The following is a 19,421-nucleotide window of genomic DNA, read 5'->3' on the forward strand; positions in this document are numbered from 1 at the left end:
TAAAAATAGAAGAGTCTGCTATTGCAAACTCTCCTCTAATTATAAGCTATTTAAAAGATCTTTTCTTGCAATCAATGAAAATTCTCTAAAAAATTATTGTTGTAATCTTTCGATAAACACTTTTAATTCTTTGATTTTTAGTAATTCATCCATACCAAAGTGGCCATTGCCATCTCCGTTTGTAACACCGTTAGATGCAAGAATAGAAACATATTCATTAGCCCAGCTATCTTTTGGTACATCACTAAATGTTACTTCTTGACTAGCATTCTCAAGTCCGAAAGCTAAAACTAATACTTTAGCAATTTGTGCACGAGTAATTGGTGAAGAAGGATTGAATTTACCATTAACATCACCTTCAAAAATACCTAATTTTGCAACAGCTGCAATAGCACCTGCACGCTCATGTGTTGGTTTTACATCGATAAAACCACTATTTTTATCAGATGTATCTAAGTTTAAAGCCTTCGCAATTTGCCCAGCAACTTCCGCACGTGAAGCATATACTGTAAAGTCAATCGCTGCTTGCTTTACTTCAGCTTTTTGTTCCTCATCAAATGTAGCCACACGCTTAGCACCTACGTAACGAGAACCCCAATAATATGGATCGTCTACATTCGAATAACTAACGCCTTGATTAGTTTGAGAGTGGATCATTTTACCGTCACCTATGTATATAGATACATGTGAGATACCACTGCCACTTGTATTGAAAAATAGTAAATCTCCAACTTGAAGATCACTTTTAGCAACTGCTGTTCCTTGTTGGTATTGACCGCCTGACGTACGGTTTAATGTGATGCCTAAATCTGCGAATACTTTAGAAGTAAAGCCCGAGCAATCAAAACCGCTTGTCGTTGTCCCACCGTATTTATATGGAGTACCTAAGTATTTAGAAGCTGTTTCAGTGACTTCTGATTTAGTCGCTGCTTCAGCTGAGTCTATATGAGTTGTTGAAAATAACATGAAAGATGCAAAAATCGGTAATAACCATTTCTTATTCATACTTTTGTTATACCCCCTCTAAACTTTTTTGCCTATAAATAGACTATCATAAAAGGTGGTATTTTAATTTTTCAATTGTGTAACGATTTTAGAATGAATAAAAACGCTGATATACCAACGTTTCTTGGCATCATCAGCGTTAAAAATGGTAAAATTTATTGGTTATTTCTAACATCCGTAACACAAATGTAATATTAGCAACTCTTTGTTACATAACCAATTATTGACTCGAAAACATTTGAACCCAATAATAATTTCCTTTGCTATCCTGTGAAATTGCAACACCTGTATTTGTATAATGCTCCTTCATAATATTATCTCGATGATTTGGAGAAAGCATCCAAGCTTTTACTACTGTTTCAGGCGAATTGATATATCTTGCAATATTCTCCCCGAAGCTCGTGTAGGAATAATCAAATAATGTCGCTAAATCCCAAGGGGCGCCATAATAAGGGGACACGTGCTCAAAATAATTACGTTTAACCATGTCCTGCGCTTTTATAATTGCAATTTGCGTCAGTTTCGAGTCATAGACAACAGGCGCTAGGTTATTCTTTTCCCTTTCCTCATTAATTAACCGAATTACCTCTTTTGACCAAGCTGTCGAAAGATTTAGTGTTGGTATATAATCCTTTGATAAATAATCATAAGCTACTTCAAGCTGCTTTATTTTTTGCTGAAAATTTATGCTGCGTTCAACAAAAACTGCTAATTGTGCCCGTGTCACTAATTTATCGGGTGCAAAATGCTTGGAATCAATTCCTCCAATAATCCCCATGTCTGTTAGTGATTCAATAAAGTTTTTTGCCCAGTGTGTTCGAGTAACATCGTTAAATTTACTTTTATTCTTATCATCCACCTTAAACTGATAGGCTAGTGCTAGCATTTTTGCAACTTCCATACGCTTTAAAGGCTCATTTGGATGAAAGGCATCACTGTTTTGTATAACACCTAATTCTACAAGTTTCCGAATTTCCTTGTAATATGGATGTGAAGCAGAAACATCTTTGAAATGTAATGAAATCGAAGTATCTGAGTTTGTTTGAATAGACCGAGCAATTGCAGATGCAGCCTCTGCCCTTGTAATATCTTGCTCCGGCTTAAATGTATTGTCTGTATATGTAGTCATATATTGCTTCGATAGCATATGTTGAATCGACGAACTTGCCCAGTATGAACTAGACACATCAACAGCTTTAGTGGATGCCGCGTCTGCCTTACTAATCCCAAATAAATTCCCAATAGTTGTAGCTTGTAAAACAATTGAAAGTACCAATATACTTATAATCCTTTTAAACATGGCTACCTCCTATATTTATATTGTATCAATTATGCCTCGGCATAATTGCCGCTGCCGCTTCGCTTTCGCGCAGAAAACATTTGCCGCTGCCGCTTTGCTTTCGCGCAGATAAACAATGCGTCCGGAATCGGCTTTGTGCTTAGGCCTGTACGATGCAGGTCAGTTAGCCGTTATCGCATGGATGCGATGATTTTAGGCTAACATCCCCTAAGAACTCCTTTCCGATTCCGTGTCATCCGCCGGAGGCTTTGGGCCAAAGTGATGTTGGTCACTCAGTCGTGTGTTGTTGTTGTTGTTGTTGCTGTCGCTTCGCTTTCCGACAGAAAGAAAACCTATTGCTGCCGCTTCGCTTTCGCGCAGATAAATTGTCACAGGACGTGGCGTTCTTAGACTGAGTTCCTCTATTTCAGCGGATATTTGGACACCCGATGAAAGAAGTTAAATGAACCCTCAAACATTGTAATAATACTCCCTATTACATACGATTTCTTCATTGATAAAGTTTCACTTTTTTTGGGAATTTCATAGGCTATAACTTTATTAATTAGTTTTATATAGTATAGAAGGAGTTTTCCCAAAATATGCATTGGGAAAACTCCTTCTTATTAATAATAATCAATTATGCCTAGGCATAATTGCGTCCGGAATCGGCTTTGTGCTTAGGCCTGCAAATGTTCTTTGTGCGAAAGCGTAGTGCTAACGCAGCAGCAGCAACAGATGTTTTTTGCGCGAAAGCGTAGCGGCAGCGGCACCGATGCAGGTCAGTTAGCCGTTATCGCATGGATGCGATGATTTTAGGCTAACATCCCCTAAGAACTCCTTTCCGATTCCGTGACATCCGCCGGAGGCTTTGGGCCAACAGATGTTTTTTGTGCGAAAGCGTAGCTGCAGCGGCAAGATGTTGGTCACTCAGTCGTTGCCACAGGACGTGGCGTTCTTAGACTGAGTTCCTCTATTTCAATGGATGTTTGGACACCCGATGAAAAGTGACTTAAAACTGCATTCATCTCATCACCTATAGAGATGGGAGATCTGTAACTGATGTTTCTCTAATGCTACATAAAACAATTGTAGCTGACGCTTTGCTTTCGCTACATAAAACAATTGCTGAAAGAAGTTAAATCATTTTTAAATATTCTTCAAGAATGCGATAGTTATATACTAAATCCTGTTGCTCCAGCGTAAGTGAGTTATATAGTTTTTGAGCGGCTAACACCTTTTTCTCAAATGACGAGTTGTCTGGATCAATAACAGAGATAGCTTCAACTACTTTTCGAACAGCCTCTGCATCCTTTTCAGCTTTCTTTAATACATCGTAATTGATGACTTGCCCTCTTAATTTTGAATCTAAAGCTTTATAGGCTGCGACTGCATTCGCTACATCCTCTAAATACGTTGAAGAGGTAGGTGAGAGGCCAGCAATTAATTCAACGACTTTCTTTACATCGGCCATACTTTTCTCCGCTTCTAACAAGATCGAATAATTAGTAATCCTTTGCTTATCTGTCGTATTTAAGCTATCGTACTCTTTTCGTACTGCTTCAACCATACCAAAGTAAAATTTGTCATTTGGATTTAAACTAGCAATGTTCTTATATACTTTTATTACGTTATCTAATGATAATAATAGGTCGTCATTATAAACGTATCGTCTTTGTTCGGCATTAAGCTTATCAAAGGCTTTTAAGATCTTTTGATATTGACTATTCATGTCTTTGGCAGTAAGTAGTCTATCAATATCCTCTACAACACTTATGACAGGTTTCAAAAGATTCTCTTGATCTTGTAACACTTTGTAATTTTGTACGGCTCTTTGTTGATCCTTTGGTAAAGCGTTATAAGCTGCACGAATTTCCTGAATACGTTTTACATACTGCTTCGGATCTACAGACGGTAAATCATTAATCATCTGCATAACATTACCCGCACCTAAAATGCTTGTTTCTGCTGCTTGTAATAAGTAATAGTTTGTAACATATTGCTTCATATCTGGCGCTAGCGCATCATAAAGCGAACGTGCACGAATTGTATCCTCAAGGTATGTATTACTTGAAGATTTCAGTTTACTAATTAATTCAATAACCATTGAAACGGGCTCATAGGTTTGTAGAATATCAATATTATTGATATATTTTTTCTGATCTTTACTTAAATTATCATACGCCTTACGCGCAGAATTGACCTTGCTGACAAAATTATTTGAGGACGGATCCAAATTATTAATTTGCACCATCACATTTAAAATAGGTTTTACCGCTTTTTCACGTTCTGTCAAATCTTTAATATTTGTCACTAATCTCTTTTGATTAGAAGTTAGCTCATCATACGCAACACGCGCATTCATAAGCTTCGTTAAATAGTCTGCACCCTGCTCTTTAGTTGAATCAATAAGCTCAACAACCTTATGTGCTACTCCTTGCTCATTTTCTGCTGCTACTAGTGCATCGTAATTAATGATCACTTGTTGCTTCTCTTGAGGTAGCGCATCATACATCTCACGTGCTGTTTTCATATCTTGGAAGAATGTCTTGCTTGATGGCTTTATTGATGAAATTAGGCCAATCAATGAAGCCACATCTTCAACCGCAGTTAGATTCGCATAGTTCGTCACACGTTTTTGCGATACTTCATCCAATGCATTATATGCCTTACGCGCAGCGAGTACTTTTTTTGTATAATCCTTACTTGTTGGATTTAAGGCATCGATCATTTGAATAACCTTAATAACAGCTTTATTATTTTTCTCGTAATCGGTTAAGGTTTTTGCCTGCTCTACTAGTTTCTTCGCATTTTTATCCATTATTTTGTACTCTGCAGATAATGCAGCTACCTTCGCCACAAAAGTATCTGGGTGTTCATTTGCTAATGCTAAGACACGATCATCAAATGCCTTGGCTGTATCGATATAGCCCTGTGCTTTTGTTAATTCACCACTATTTACTACCTTCAATTTTTGTTCTTCGGCTAATTTATTAAACGCTTCATTTGCTTTCGCCACATTGTCTTTATACGTCTTTTGAGATGGATTTAGGGCATTTATTTGAACAATCACTTCTGTTACAGTGATCACATCATTTAAATTATTATAATTTCTGACATACCCTCGTTTTGTCTCGTCCAGTTTTGCGTAAGCTGTATAAGCAGATTTCGCTTTTGAAATATAACTTTTAGATGCTGGATCTAATTTTTCATAAAGATCAATAACATTGACAACAGCCTTATGTGATTTCTCTAAATCTGTTAGGATTTTAATGTTTGTCACACGGCTTTTAGCTCCTGAAGGAAGTGCGTTATAGGCGGAGCGTGCTGTTAGCATATCCACTACTAGATTTTTAGAGCTACTTAAATTAGCAATTTGATCGATAACGTCTGCTACTGCTTTTTCTTCATTTGCAAGTTGGGACAATTTAGTCTCTAGCTTGTTTTTAATTGCATCCAACGCTGCTGCATCGCTACTATTCCCGGCATTTAACGCAGCTACTTTAGTTTGTAATGCCTCTACTTGTGCTTTGTAATCCTTCATCGATGAATTTAGTGCATTTACTTGCTTCGATAAATCAGCATATTGGAAAAATAACTCTAATTTATCTCTTTTTTGCACTAATGCTTTTTCACCTTCACCAAGCTTGTCAAAGGCAGCCTTGGCAGCAAGTGTTTTGCTTTCAAAAGTAGAAGATCCAGGATCTAAGCCATCGATTAATTTTTCCACGCTTTGCACCGCTTTAGTAGCCGAAGATAAATTTGATAAGGCATCCGTATACTTTTTATAAGGTGTTACAGAATCGTTATTTGGATTATAGGCTACGATCACTTTCTTTTGATCCGCTGTTAGTGCATTATAAGCTGTCGTAACTTTTTCCGACGCAGCTGAAATGGCTGCAAAGTCATTTGGATTTTGCTTTAATTGAGCTACGAAATCCTCAAGTTCTTTAGTTGCTGGTAATACCGCAGCTGCGTCTTCCTTTAATTTAAACAGCTTAGCAATATCTGCTCCCTTTGCTTTAAAATAGGCATTGCGTGCAGCCTCATCATAGCCATATTGTAAGGCTGTGCCACGAATAGTCGAAGCAATATCTTTAGCTCCATTTGACAGTGCTGAGTTGACAGCTGTTGCGAATTTTTTTTGGACATCTAGGTATGAATTAGTTTCTGATTCACTGCCTAAAAATTTAACATATGCATCTTCTAAAGTTGCAACATCACCTATAAATGTCTTACTTGTATAGGATAACCCATTGATACTCGTCCCGATTTCCTTTAATTTGCTTAGAAGTTGACGTTGCGCGACAATATAGTCATACTTCGCTTGAATAAACGTAATCTCCTCACTATTAAAATCTGTCGTACTTAGGTTTGCTACATCACCCTTTGCAATAACCATTTCATCTGCTGTCGAATTCTCAGAAAGCTTCGCAAATTGTGCTATCATTTGTTCTTTTGTCGTTGCTGCAGCTACCCCGTTAAAGTTGGCAACTTGCTCTGTTTGTGGTACACGAGTCTGTGCATCACTTTCCTGTGCATTCGCTATAGCCGTAGGTGCTAGTAATAGACTCGTTATGACTCCCGCCGTCAATTTTCGATTCAATGGAACCACCCTTTCATTTTTTATGTATAGGAAAATGATTGTGGTCATTTTCATTACAATTCATTACTTTTGTATCGGTGTAATTCATGCGATTTCAAGCCATTATTTACAATATAAAGCGCAACAAAATAATTTTTCATAATAACTAGCTAGAAATACAGGAAGTTTTTTCAATTATACTATACAATAGTTTTATATGATGTTTTTCACCATTCGACATGTAGTTTCATAAAGTGTTTTTTTCACGGAATTATTGGACAAAAACAGCTATTTTTATATGTCAATATCGTTTAACAAGGTGTATACTACAACTTTGATATTTACTATTTTGAAAGAAAGGGAGCTGTATATGTTTTACCACTATAAATTTTGGCATAGCTTAAAAAATCCAACCTACTTTACTAAAATCGTAGAAGAAGGCGAGATTATTGGATACAAAAAACGTTCTTTGACGGTTTTCATTTTATTCATTCTGTTATTCACTGCACGTGAGTTTTGGGGGATGGGTACTGAAAATTTAACGTCATTGTTCGCAATGGATTTACATAATGAATACTACGTAGCTCGTTTACTTTCGATGCTTGGTGCCATTTTGTGGGCTATTGTCTATTTTTGCTTCCATTACTACGGTGTTACCTACCTTTTACACCTTTTAACAGACATTCCGTATACATGGATTAAAAAAGTCCAATTATATGTTGTCACATTTTTATTAATCGAAAAAACAATATTATTTGCTGTTTTCTATGTAACTGGCTATACAACACTCTTTTCATTCTTTTCTTTAGCTCCCCTTGCAGTGCAGGTGATGAGTACAGATTACGTCTTATTTACACTCAATCAGTTGACAGTGGCAACTATGCTAACAATTGTTGTACAATTCACTTTCCTTTCTAAATGGGAAGAAGAGGCGAGTAGAAAAATATTATTAGTAAAAATTATTGGTATACAATTATTTATGGCCTTATTTGTCGGTATGATTAGTGTTTTACCAATTAAAGAATGGATTACTAGGGGGTTAGGATAATGGCATTTTTCAAATCAAAACCTTGGACAAGCTTGGCCATCGTGTTGACAATGCTATTAGTCAGCGTAAATGCTTATTTTGTCTTTAAAGACGATAGCAAAATTACACGATCCTACTTTATCGATGAATTTCAAAGAGCCTATAAAGGTACAAATACAGAACGTGTCAATAAAGAAACGATTGTAGCGCCCGCTGAAACATACACGATCACAGCCGATGCGACAAGCTTATCAGCGGTGAATGTTAAGCGTGGCCAAAATGTAACACCTTCTGATTTACTGGCTACCTATAAAACAGAAGAAGTAGATAGTGAGTTAACAAAGCTTGAGGCAGAACGTACAGCCTATGAAAGTGAACTAAGTGATTTAGAAGATGCACTCTCGCAAATCGAGAGTGATTATAGTGATACATCTGATCCGAAAAGTTCCGTCAATACGGACCAAATAAACGGCACATTATCTGTCACACTAAAATTGGAGCTAGGACAGCAAAGTTCACCATCGGCAGCAGTAGCCATTTTGAATCAACATATTGCCGAAACAAATCGTCAAATTGCGCTAATGGATGCACAAATTGAACAAATACAGTCTCGCCAAGGTATGGTTAGCCCAGTGGACGGTGTTATTGCAAGCATTAAGGAGGAAGCTGGAACAGTCACATTTGAAATCTATTCTACTGAAAAAACGATGCTCGCATATTTATCAGAGGATGAATGGCAAAAAGTGTCGGAAGGACAAACCGTTGATTTTAAAGTAAAACATTTGAAGGATTCCTTATCTGGTACAGTACTAGAAAAACAAATGATAGCTTCAAACGATTCTTCTATTTGGGGTAACGAACTTGCAAAAACAGCAGCCTTACCTCAACCAACGAATTATGAAGTAGTGTTGCAACAAGATGATGCAATGGAGGACATTCCATTTTCGACTACTGGCAAAGCCTCCATCATTGTCAACGAAGCATCTGATTCTTATAAAATAGATAAATCGTGGGTGCAAGCTACTAAAAAGAAAGGTAAAAAAATATACATTATTGGACAGGACGGCAAAATTGAGCAAAAGGTTATTCATGTTGACTTCAAAACTGCACAGTCAGCTATTTTTACTGACAGTTTAGATGAAGGAACACCTATGCTATCCGATGAAAAACGTAATCTTTCAGCCTATGCCTTCCGTACAATGCCTGTCGAGAAAATCCAATGGAAACATTTCAAGGACTTAGATTGGAAACACTATGTTAAATATATTATTTTTTAACTAAGTGTTGCTAGTTAGCAAACGGCATATAATAAAAATCCGCTTCAATTTCTGTGGGCAAAAAAGAGCAGCAACGGTTTGCTCTTCTCACAGAAATCTAGGCGGATTTTTTCATTGGTGATTGTAAATAAATATTTAGTTACTCTCCATAATAAACAAAACCTAGTATGGCTGGCTTTTCGGCAAAAGGAGGGTTGATTTTCGTTCCGGCTGGGTGCGTTCGATGAGCCACTCGGGCCATAAGTGTTTTTTGCGCGAAAGCGTAGTGCTAACAAAGCGACAGCACGTTTTAATAATTCATTATCCAACTTTTGTGTTTTATCGAACACTTTTACGTTTTATCACTCAACTTTTGAATTTTATCGACTAACTTTTTTGTTTTATCAACCAACTTTTGAATTTTATCGACTAACTTTTTCGTTTTATCAACCAACTTTTAATATTTATCGACATCCACCTGCAAAAGAGCAAAAAAGATACACACACAAAACTAAAACAGTGATAAATTGATAGCTCGCTATGAGTGTTTTATGTGACAGCCACAAATGCTTTTGAAACCTTGCTACATGACAAAACCCTGTAGTTCAATCCTACAGGGTTTTGTTTGAAGTGCTTTTATTATTTTAATTCTAAGCATCTATTTAAGAAGCTTGAGAATTGTGCACGTGTAATTTGTATGTCTGGTCTGAATGTATTATCTGGGAAGCCGCTTGTTAGGTTATTTGCTACAAGCGCTTGGATATCGCTATACGCCCAATGCGTCGATTTAATATCCGTAAAGTTTACTTTACTTGTGCCTGTTAATTTATAAGCTCTTGTTAAAATCGCTGACATTTCAGCACGTGTAAGCTGTCCGTTCGGATTGAACTTCCCTACTTCTTGCCCTTTAATAATCCCGGCTTGCTCTACAGCAGCAATGGCATTGTATGCGTAATGGTCCTTGCTGACATCTTTAAAGCTTGGTGCCTTCGTTGTTGTTAAATTGAGAGCCCTTGCAATAATAGTAGCTGCCTCTGCACGCGTAATAGATGCTTCTGGTTTAAATGTTCCATTCGAGTATCCTTTAATAAGGGATTTATTATTCAAACTTTGGATATCTGAAAAAGCCCAGTGGCCTTTCGTTACATCTGTATAGACTAATTCCTCATGATTGTCTTGATACACAGCCTGTAATTGATCGAAATATAGCTGTCCTTTCTTTTGAAGAGAGGCTGTAGGCTGTGCAACGTATAATCGTTCGAATTTCAATGGTAGTGTAACATCATTTGGAATCTTCGCTGTGACGTACTTCCAGCCATTCCAGTCCATACCGCCTTGGCTAGTGAAGTCAATTGTGCGCTTTGCTCCTGAACCATCTACAAGCACCCCTCGAAGCCACTGCTTCCCAGCATCTCCAAACACCCAAACGCCTATGTTATTTGGCTTTCCTGTAATAGAAATCGGTGTTTTAGCTACCATATATGCTGCTTTTGTACCTGTTCCTGATGTTGTAAAATCATAATTTAGCTTTAAGCTAGCAGTTCCCTGTCTAGCATAGTCTTTAGCATTTGTGATGGAAGCATTTGCTTTTGCAACTTCCACCGTCCATGATGAAGCATTATCAAAGCTATCTAGTAAAATAGGTTTTTCTTGTGATAAATCAACAACTTTCACAGTTGTTGATGTTCGCACACCGTCATACTCACCGATAATTTTGCCTTCCCCTTTTTGTGTAGCTGTAAAGGTTGCACCATCCATCTTACCGATATTGCCTTCAACCGACCATTTCATGTTAGACGGGTTGATTGTCATAGGATTTAGGTATTGGTCGTAGGCACTAACCACTTTCATGTCAACAGATGAACCTTTCATGACTTGGTTCACATTGTTTAACGTAATGGATTTTGCTTTCCCTAGAGGCGCTGTATTGACAACCTGTAAAATGGCTGATACACGACGTTCACCACCATCTGAAGGGACGTTCACAAGGTTCGCAAAATTGCCACCTGGATTTCTAACAACCATCGCTGTAGAGCCGCCTCCATCAAGGTTGATGGCCGAAGTAGCACCCATTGAGATTAAATATGAAGCTAACTCTGTTAAATTAACGCCATTACTATGACCAGTTAATCTACCATCTACTGTAACAACAAACACTTTTGTACCAGTTGCATCTACTGCCACTGCAGTACGAGGACTGCGAGCTGATGCAAATGAAGAACTCGTTGGCATAGAAATGTCTATTTTACCATTATTCACTAACATAGGTCCTGCAGCTAAAATAAACTGAGCATCCATCCATTTTTCATCAATAGCTAGATTCACGTCAATGTTTGTACCTGCAGCAATTTGGCTAAGTTCAGTTGCCAGCTCTTTATTTTGCACCGAAATAACAAAGCCATCTGAAGGTACTGCTGAATTCCCCTCTGCACCGTACGCAGTTACTTTTGAAACCGTCCCTGAGAGGCTATCTCCGAAATGTAATACTTTCATATCTTGACTAGCATTTGAGACAACTATTTCTATACCCCAATTATTTGACCCTGTTGTTTTTTTATCAGGTGTGTATAATACTGTTTTATTAGTCGTTCTTTCACTATTAATAAGATCAATCGGATAACTTTTACCATTTACTTGAAAGGATAGCTTAGTAGAATAATAGCCTGCTATCGCCTTCCCTGTTTTTGATACCCCAAAAGCAACAGGCTTTTGTGTTGGACTATCAAATGTATCTCCCAAAATACCATAGTTAATGATTTCATTCTTTTCAGCTAACAAGTTGGCAGGCATGCCATTTCCTAAGAAGTATGAAGCATTGACAGCTCCAACAACACGATGTCCATCATATGTGTTTTGCTTTGCCATATTCGTCGTTGTTTGAAGTGAGTTAATAGGTTTTGGTACACCTACTTCAAGTTTTGTATATGTATTATTTAAATTAACATCTAACACATTTACAAACTCACGAATATTATTAGAACTATAGGTCTGCTGTATATGAGTTACTTGTGGCGATACTTCTTTCTTTTCTTCTTTTATTTTATTATCAAAAACGGCTGCATTTGCATAACTTGGATTTACAGATAGCATTAAAACGAAAAATACTACAACAATCGTTACTAGTTTTCTTACCAATTTTTTCACTCCGAATCAAAAAGTATAGCACGAGTCATATTGTGAACCACATTCGTGCCAGGGACTTCATTTATTTTGTTTCTACATAAATAGCTACTGGGAGATTTACTCCGCCCGCATGCATGAATTCTAACTCAAGCTTTTCTGATGAACCTTGCATAATGTAATCCGGTAATTCAACATATTCTGTACCAACTCTCAATGTAGGTACTAGATACACTTTGCCATTGACCTTTACTGCACCACTGTATATGCCGCCTCGACCAGCTAATTTAAGCTTGATCGTTTTTGTTGTTCCAGTTTGATTAACAAGCGGAATCGACACCTTATAGTTCATTCCGAAATGACCAGGATTCCCGATTGCTCCATTGATTTGAGAAAGTGAATTTTCTGTTGTTAGAAAATGATCTGTACTACTATTTGAAATGTTATAGCCTACTTCTGGTGAATCTACTGTATAAGCAGGAAGTTCTGCAAGAATAGTAGAGCTCGTCCAGGCACCTCTTGGATGCTTCGCAGATACATCAATCGGAACAGGATCTGATAAAATGCTTGTTAAATTACTATTATTCTTTGTTAATACTGTTCGAATCGTATACTCTGGAGTCCCACCATTGACAGCTTTAATATCTAAATCATGTAAAAAACCAATGATATAATCACGGAGCAAATCATATGATTCGATCACCTTTGTTTCTCCTGGTGCGATGACAATCCCTTTACTACTAGATTTTTTAAGCTTATCATTTAACGTTGCATCAGCAATGGTTAAACCAATATCATGGCCAACCCAGCTATTTCCCGTTTGTTGGCTAGTACCTTTAGAGTCGATTACTTCGATGCTTTCAGTACTAGAAGTATTTTGAACTGTAATACCGATTTGTACATCTGTCCCTAACGTATTGTAATGCCAGCCAAATACTCGATGTTTATTTGTAGCTGATGTTGCTTTCACTTGATATTGGGCAAGCGTAGCGGTAGATTTAGGAATCAGCTTACTCGTTAACGTTTCTGGATTATCACTAATTAACAAATCACGATCTCCTTCTAAACGAGCAGAAGGAACAATACCAGGCTTTGATGTAGCACCATAAGATTTTTCAAGGAAGGAGCTTGTATACATATATTGATAGACATAAAGATACAATTCTCTTTTATCTTCAATATAACGTAAATTCCCACCTAATGCGTTGACAATAAAACTAACAGGAACATACATCTTCCCATTTTGCATAAATGGTTTTGCTTCCATTGTCACAACTTCATCGTTTATTAGAACTTGGCTACTATTTTCCTTAAAAACAAAGCTCATTCCCGCAATTTGCAATTCAAACGAGTTATCAGGTAACAACGTGCCAGAAGAATCTTCTAAGTTATCATATATATATTTAGCCGGGATATAGGACCTCGATTGCTTTACGATAATTGGATCCTCCATCACAATGCGTTCATTATTAATATGTAAAATATATGGATCCCCTTGAGGTTTTCCTGGTGTCTCATCTGTTAATGAGATATCGACAGTTTGTGTAGTAGGATTCCAGTTCACGTTACCACCAAAATTTTCACTGACGAAACGCAATGGCATGTAAGTACGGTCCTTATACATAAATGGTGCAACAACCATTGGCATCTTTTGTCCATCAACTAAGGCTGTATTTGAACCTATTGTTAAATCAACCAACTTGCCATTTCGAATAGCTGACGCAGTAAGTGTTTCTTTCTTCCAATCCACACTGGCACCAACCGCCTCATACAAAGCTCTCATTGGTAAAAAAAGATAATCAGATTTATTTACAATCGGATCAGCCACTTTGAGAGTCTCACCATTGATATTAATAGAAACATTATTTTTGATGTGAATCCCATTGTTACTAGCAGCTGATGCAGAGGGTTGTACAGGTAATATCGTGGCCAAAGCAACTGTGGTAATCATACATGAAGCCTTAAATTTACTAAACATCTTAAACTCCTTTTTCCATAATTAATCTACAAACCATCTTAACATGAAAAAAGTCCAAAACGTGGTATCATTATCGAAAAAAGTCGATTTAGGTACTGGCACCTAAATACTATTCCTGCAAAAGATGTATGGAAATCTTAGGATTTTCCAAGACCCTATGAGCTTCTTCTTTAATCACTTAAATATGTCTATTAATTCTTTTCTTATAGGTTTCGCCATATATTGAGAAGGAAGCATAGAATTAACAATCAGTCTACCAGCCGTCACTTCGCTTTCGCTACATAATACATTTGCTGAAAGAAGTTAAAAGAATGGCACGAAACATGTTGTGAAACACATTCGTGCCAGGAACTTCATTTATTTTGTCTCTACATAAATAGCTACTGGAAGATTTACTCCACCTGCATGCATTAATTCTAGCTCAATCTTTTCTGAAGAACCCTTCATCTTATATTCAAATTCAACATATTCTGAGCTTGATCGCAACGAAGGCACTAAGTACACTTTGCCATTGAACTTCACTGCACCACTGTATAAGCCACCTCGACCAGTTAACTTAACCTTGATCGTTTTTGACTCTCCAGTATCATTGATAAGTGGGATCGATACCTTATAATTCATACCGAAGTGACCAGGATTCCCTAGTGCACCATTGATTTGTGACAGTGAATTTTCTGTCGTTTGCAAATGATCTGTTCGTCCATTTGAAATGTTATAACCAACCTCTGGTGTATCTACTGTATAGGCTGGAAAATCTGCTAGAATAGTAGCACTCGGCCAAGCACCTCGTGGATGCTTCGCATATTCATCAATTGCCACAGCGTCCGTTTTGATCTTTGTTAAATCACTATTAGTCTTCGTTAATACTGTTCGAATCATATAATCTGGACTTCCACCATTAACTGCTTGGATGTCTATATCATGTAAAAATCCAACGACATAATCAGGGAACATCTCGAACGTTTCGATCACCTTTGTTTCTCCTGGTGCGATAACAACACCTGTACTGTCAGATTTTTTAAGCTTTCCATTTAACGTTGCATCTGCAATCGATAAACCAATATCATGACCTACCCAATTATTCCCAGACATTTGAGTAATACCTTTAGCACTGCTGACCTTAATACTTTCAGAGCTTGAAGTATTCTCGATCGTAATACCAATATTCACCGTTTCTCCTAGCTTATTTAAATGCCAGCCAAATATTCGATGCTTATTTGTAGCTGAAGTAGGTGTTACATGATATTGTGCAAGCGTAGCATTTGATTTAGGTAGTAGATCGTGCGTTAAATTTTCTGGATTATCACTGATCATCAAATCACGGTCTCCTTCTAATCGAGCAGAAGGAACAGGTTGAGGATAAGATGTAGATCCAAAAGATTTTTCTAGGAAGTCACTTGTATACATAGCGCGATAAACATAAATATACATTTCTCTTTTTTCGCTAATATAACGTAGGTTTCCTCCTAATGAATTGACAACAAAAGTAATAGGAATGTACATTTTCCCTTTTTGAATAAACGGCTGTTCTTCTATTGTTACAGATTCATTGTTGATCAGAACGTTATTACTACCGTCCTTGAAAACAAAGCTCATGCCAGCAATTTGTAATTCAAATGATTTATCTGGCAACCAATTACCCGCTGAATTATCTAAATAATCAGTTAAATAATCAGCAGGAATATAAGATCTAGATTGTTTCGTCACAATTGGATCTGACATCACAATACGCTTATTATTTACATGTAAGATATATGGATCTTCTTGAGGGATCTCTGCAGGATCATCTAATAAAATATTAACAGTTTGTGTAATAGGGTCCCAATTGACATTTCCATCAAAGTTTTCAGTAACAAAGCGCAATGGCATGTATGTTCTTTCCTTATAGATGAATGGTGCAACATCCACTGAAACCTCATATCCATCTACTAAGGCTGTCATAGAATCAATTGTTAAATTAATAACCTTGCCATTGCGATTAGCTGTGGCAGTTTGTGTTTCATTGTTCCATTCAACACTCGCACCAATCGCCTCATACAAAGCTCTCATTGGCAAAAGAAGAAAATCCGATTTATTTAAAATTGGATCCTTGATTTGAATCGTTTCTCCATCGATATTAATCGTAACATTATTTCGTATCTGAATTCCTTTGTCAGTAGCAGCTGACGCAGAAGTTTGTCCAGAAAATATAAAAGCAAAAACAACAGTTGCAACAATAGATAAAGCTTTTAATTTGTTTAACATTCCTATCTCCTTTTTTATATAAATTTTTCTAATCACTATTTACCATTTTAACATGAAAAATGCCCAAAATGTGGCATTAATATCGAAAAAAGTAGAATTAGGTACTGTAAGCCTAGACCACAGCGTGTGGTTGATTTCCATTCCGACTGGGCGCTTTCCTGGGGGCGTCCGATGAGCCGCTTTTATTGCTGCCGCTACGTTAGCACTACGCTTTCGCACAGAATACATCCGCTTCGCTGCAGGGTCTCATCTGTGACGCTGATCCCCGAGGAGTCGCCCAGTCTCCATTCCAATCAACTTATTTATATAGCATAAGTTTTAATAAATATCATTCATATCGTTCAGTTGAATTGCATGTAGTGCTAGAAAGCTAAAAAGAAGTTATAGACGAACCCTTTTCCCAAATATAATGTGCAAAGAACAAACGATTACGGGTGGTAGTGCTTCTTAAAGTATCATATAGGCAAATGGCGCCATCTAAATAGAACCATTGTAGGAAGATAATAATACTTGAGGAACACTTATATAATAAATACAATAAGCGTTAGAGAAAGGTTGGATACATAACTGAAATAATGGACGAAATAATTACAAGGCGTAAGGAACTGCAAAAGAACTTACCACCTCTCACATGTCAAAGACAAATAAGAGTAATCAACAACCAACAGGAGAATTAGGCTTCAAGCCTCCTCAAAAGAGACTATCGAAAGTCCTTAATTAAACAACCCCTTTATGTGAATGAACAGCAAAAAAACACCCTACAGAGACTGAAGGGATAGTGTCAGTCAGTTTAAATCAGCGCTATTAGCTGACTATCAGTCTATTATTTACCCAATTTAATTATGCTTAAAGGAGATTTAAAGTGATCAGAAAAATTACAACTAGACTAACTCTAGCACTTATTTTATTAGTTATTAGTTTCGCATTCGCACCTTCTACAGAAGCTGCATCTGCTATTAAAGTAGAAATTGATGGTGATGTTATACAATTTGACCAAGGTGCAGTAGCTATTAATGGACGAACTTTAGTACCAATGCGAACAATTTTCGAGGAATTAGAATCAACAGTTCAATGGACTGCAAAAACAAAGACGATTACAGCTAATCGTGGTACAAAAAAAATTACTTTAGTAGTTGGTAGCAAGACTGCAACTGTTAATGGACAAAAGATTACTTTAGACGTTCCTCCTCAGATTATTAATGGTAGAACTCTTGTCCCTCTTCGTTTTATTAGTGAAGCACTTGGTGCGAAGGTTGACTGGAATAATAAAACGAAAACAGTTTCTATTACTACATTTGAAGTTTCTGATAGATACTATTTTGTAAATCTACCAACTCTAAATTTAGATCTTATTTCGGAAGACCGTTATTATCAGGAAGACGATATATTTAATCCTTCCCGTGAAATTGTAAGTGATATTATCTTTACTTCATACCTAGATAATACTCAAGAGTTCCTTTCTCAACATTCCGTTCAAGTATCAAACGGTGGTACAGGATTTCCTAATGCATATGATGCCTATATGTATTTAGATGGAACTATTGCTAATGGTAAGGCTTCAGGTGATTATACGATTGAACTATACGATATAAATAGTGATTCTTTAAAAAAGACATATGAAGGTACTTTTAAAGATATAAAATATGATCGCAATATTAAAACTACAGTACAGGAAATAATCAATAAAAATCATGTGAAATGATACTCATGAAAATAAACATAAACCAATAAATAATGCTAATGGCTTATGATTTGAATTTCAGGAGTTACTATAATACAAGTAAAAATACTTGAACAAAGCTGTTGGACACTATATTTTTGGGCTATGATATCGCCATTTATAAAAATTCCTGTTTCTTTTTCATCTTTGCCTAGTTCCTCGCTGAAGATGGGGCAGTTCCTTACGCTCTTTTTATTTTTGACCTTCAGGAAATTTCAGGAAACCTATGATAATTTACTTTATCGGTATTCAGGTTGTAATATCAACTATACTATTTACTAAGTTAATGCCTCTATTAGTTCTTACATGGACTGATAGGGGGTTTTTTTTGTTTTTTAATTTCGCCATGCTATCCTATTCTAAATGATAGAAAATTAATTTTAGGATTAATTCTAATACGCATTTTAAAGTCCGGCCATTTTCCCTAGCTTTCTGACAACATTATAGATCCCATTCGATTGAAGCTTATTACCAAATTTATTCATAAATAAAGGATCTTTTTTTTCATATGTTCTAGTTAATAAATACTCTTTTAAAACAATGGCACATTCCACCAAAAAATGTATTTGTCTATATTTATTCCCTTTTCCTAGTATTTCAGCTGTTCTGCGATCCAAATTAACATTTTCAATACATAGTTTCGCGACTTCTGCCCTCCTACATCCTGAAGAAAATAGAAAAAGAATTAACGCTCGATCACGAAGAGGCAATTTTTCTGCGGCCAATTTTACCTGAGCATATTCTTGCTCAGGTAAATAGTTTGGTAATCCTTGAGGTATTTTAAGTCTCCACCTTGTTTTCATTACCATGTTTTCTAAATACTCTTCCTCTAGACAAAATCGAAAAAATGAAGAAAGAGTTGATAAAAAGAGATTTAATGTTTTTGTATTCTTGCCAGCTGAAAACTTATTCAACCATGTAAGTACATCCTCCGATGTTAATTCTTCCAAAGAAACTAAACACTCCGAAAAGAATCTCTCTAGTATCCATCGATATTTTGTAATAGTGGCTTCTGCCTTATTAGTCAACTTTAAACTCAATAAATATTCATTTATAACTTTTCTTGTTAATATCGGGATATCTTCTCGAGTGCTTTCCCAGTATTTCTGTGTCACTTTTAGTCTTTTAACTCCTTTCAGGTTAATAAATTAGTATAGTTATTTACCAAATTTATATTTTTTAAACCTATAAATTAAAATGGGATAGT

General features: G+C 36.5%; 11 protein-coding genes. 3 read left to right on the forward strand and 8 right to left on the reverse strand.

Annotated features, from left to right (window positions below; translation table 11 throughout):
• Nucleotides 1-93 precede the first annotated feature (93 nt).
• The 3 genes from JNUCC51_RS08325 to JNUCC51_RS08335 all read right to left on the reverse strand — a co-directional run bounded on the left by JNUCC51_RS08325 (nt 94) and on the right by JNUCC51_RS08335 (nt 6,890).
• Complete coding sequence (locus JNUCC51_RS08325) at nt 94-1,005, reverse strand: C40 family peptidase (protein ID WP_337991596.1); 912 nt, start codon at nt 1,003-1,005, stop codon at nt 94-96.
• 220 nt (nt 1,006-1,225) lie between these two features.
• Nucleotides 1,226-2,305, reverse strand: coding sequence for a CAP and S-layer homology domain-containing protein (locus JNUCC51_RS08330; RefSeq protein ID WP_337991597.1), 1,080 nt, complete (start codon nt 2,303-2,305; stop codon nt 1,226-1,228).
• 1,117 nt (nt 2,306-3,422) lie between these two features.
• Nucleotides 3,423-6,890, reverse strand: a complete 3,468-nt coding sequence (locus JNUCC51_RS08335; RefSeq protein WP_443136979.1) for a rhoptry family protein — start codon at nt 6,888-6,890, stop codon at nt 3,423-3,425.
• A gap of 349 nt (nt 6,891-7,239) precedes the next feature.
• On the opposite strand from JNUCC51_RS08335, the gene JNUCC51_RS08340 reads away from it, so the two are divergent.
• Nucleotides 7,240-7,917, forward strand: a complete 678-nt coding sequence (locus JNUCC51_RS08340) for a hypothetical protein (RefSeq protein ID WP_337991598.1) — start codon at nt 7,240-7,242, stop codon at nt 7,915-7,917.
• A complete protein-coding gene (locus tag JNUCC51_RS08345) occupies nt 7,917-9,173 on the forward strand; it encodes an HlyD family secretion protein (protein ID WP_337991599.1) in 1,257 nt (418 codons plus the stop codon). Before JNUCC51_RS08340 ends, JNUCC51_RS08345 begins: the two co-directional genes overlap by 1 nt.
• Nucleotides 9,174-9,504: 331 nt before the next feature.
• Here JNUCC51_RS08345 and JNUCC51_RS24780 read toward each other — a convergent pair whose 3' ends face one another.
• The 4 genes from JNUCC51_RS24780 to JNUCC51_RS08360 form a co-directional block, all read right to left on the reverse strand.
• Nucleotides 9,505-9,606, reverse strand: coding sequence for a hypothetical protein (locus JNUCC51_RS24780; protein ID WP_443136980.1), 102 nt, complete (start codon nt 9,604-9,606; stop codon nt 9,505-9,507).
• A gap of 185 nt (nt 9,607-9,791) precedes the next feature.
• Nucleotides 9,792-12,287 carry an S-layer homology domain-containing protein gene (locus tag JNUCC51_RS08350; RefSeq protein ID WP_337991600.1) on the reverse strand — a complete coding sequence of 832 codons (2,496 nt, stop codon included), beginning with the start codon at nt 12,285-12,287 and terminating at the stop codon, nt 9,792-9,794.
• A gap of 70 nt (nt 12,288-12,357) precedes the next feature.
• Nucleotides 12,358-14,250: a stalk domain-containing protein gene (locus JNUCC51_RS08355; protein WP_337991601.1), complete on the reverse strand. Its 1,893-nt coding sequence runs from the start codon at nt 14,248-14,250 to the stop codon at nt 12,358-12,360.
• Between the two features lie 357 nt (nt 14,251-14,607).
• On the reverse strand, nt 14,608-16,494 hold the full coding sequence (locus tag JNUCC51_RS08360; protein WP_337991602.1) for a stalk domain-containing protein: 1,887 nt from the start codon (nt 16,492-16,494) through the stop codon (nt 14,608-14,610).
• A gap of 862 nt (nt 16,495-17,356) precedes the next feature.
• On the opposite strand from JNUCC51_RS08360, the gene JNUCC51_RS08365 reads away from it, so the two are divergent.
• Complete coding sequence (locus JNUCC51_RS08365) at nt 17,357-18,196, forward strand: copper amine oxidase N-terminal domain-containing protein (RefSeq protein WP_337991603.1); 840 nt, start codon at nt 17,357-17,359, stop codon at nt 18,194-18,196.
• A gap of 422 nt (nt 18,197-18,618) precedes the next feature.
• On the opposite strand, the gene JNUCC51_RS08370 is transcribed toward JNUCC51_RS08365, so the two are convergent.
• Nucleotides 18,619-19,329 carry a tyrosine-type recombinase/integrase gene (locus tag JNUCC51_RS08370; RefSeq protein WP_337991604.1) on the reverse strand — a complete coding sequence of 237 codons (711 nt, stop codon included), beginning with the start codon at nt 19,327-19,329 and terminating at the stop codon, nt 18,619-18,621.
• Nucleotides 19,330-19,421 lie beyond the last annotated feature (92 nt).

Origin of the sequence: Lysinibacillus sp. JNUCC 51 (assembly GCF_015999525.1) — a bacterium.
In the GTDB taxonomy this organism is placed as follows: domain Bacteria; phylum Bacillota; class Bacilli; order Bacillales_A; family Planococcaceae; genus Lysinibacillus; species Lysinibacillus xylanilyticus.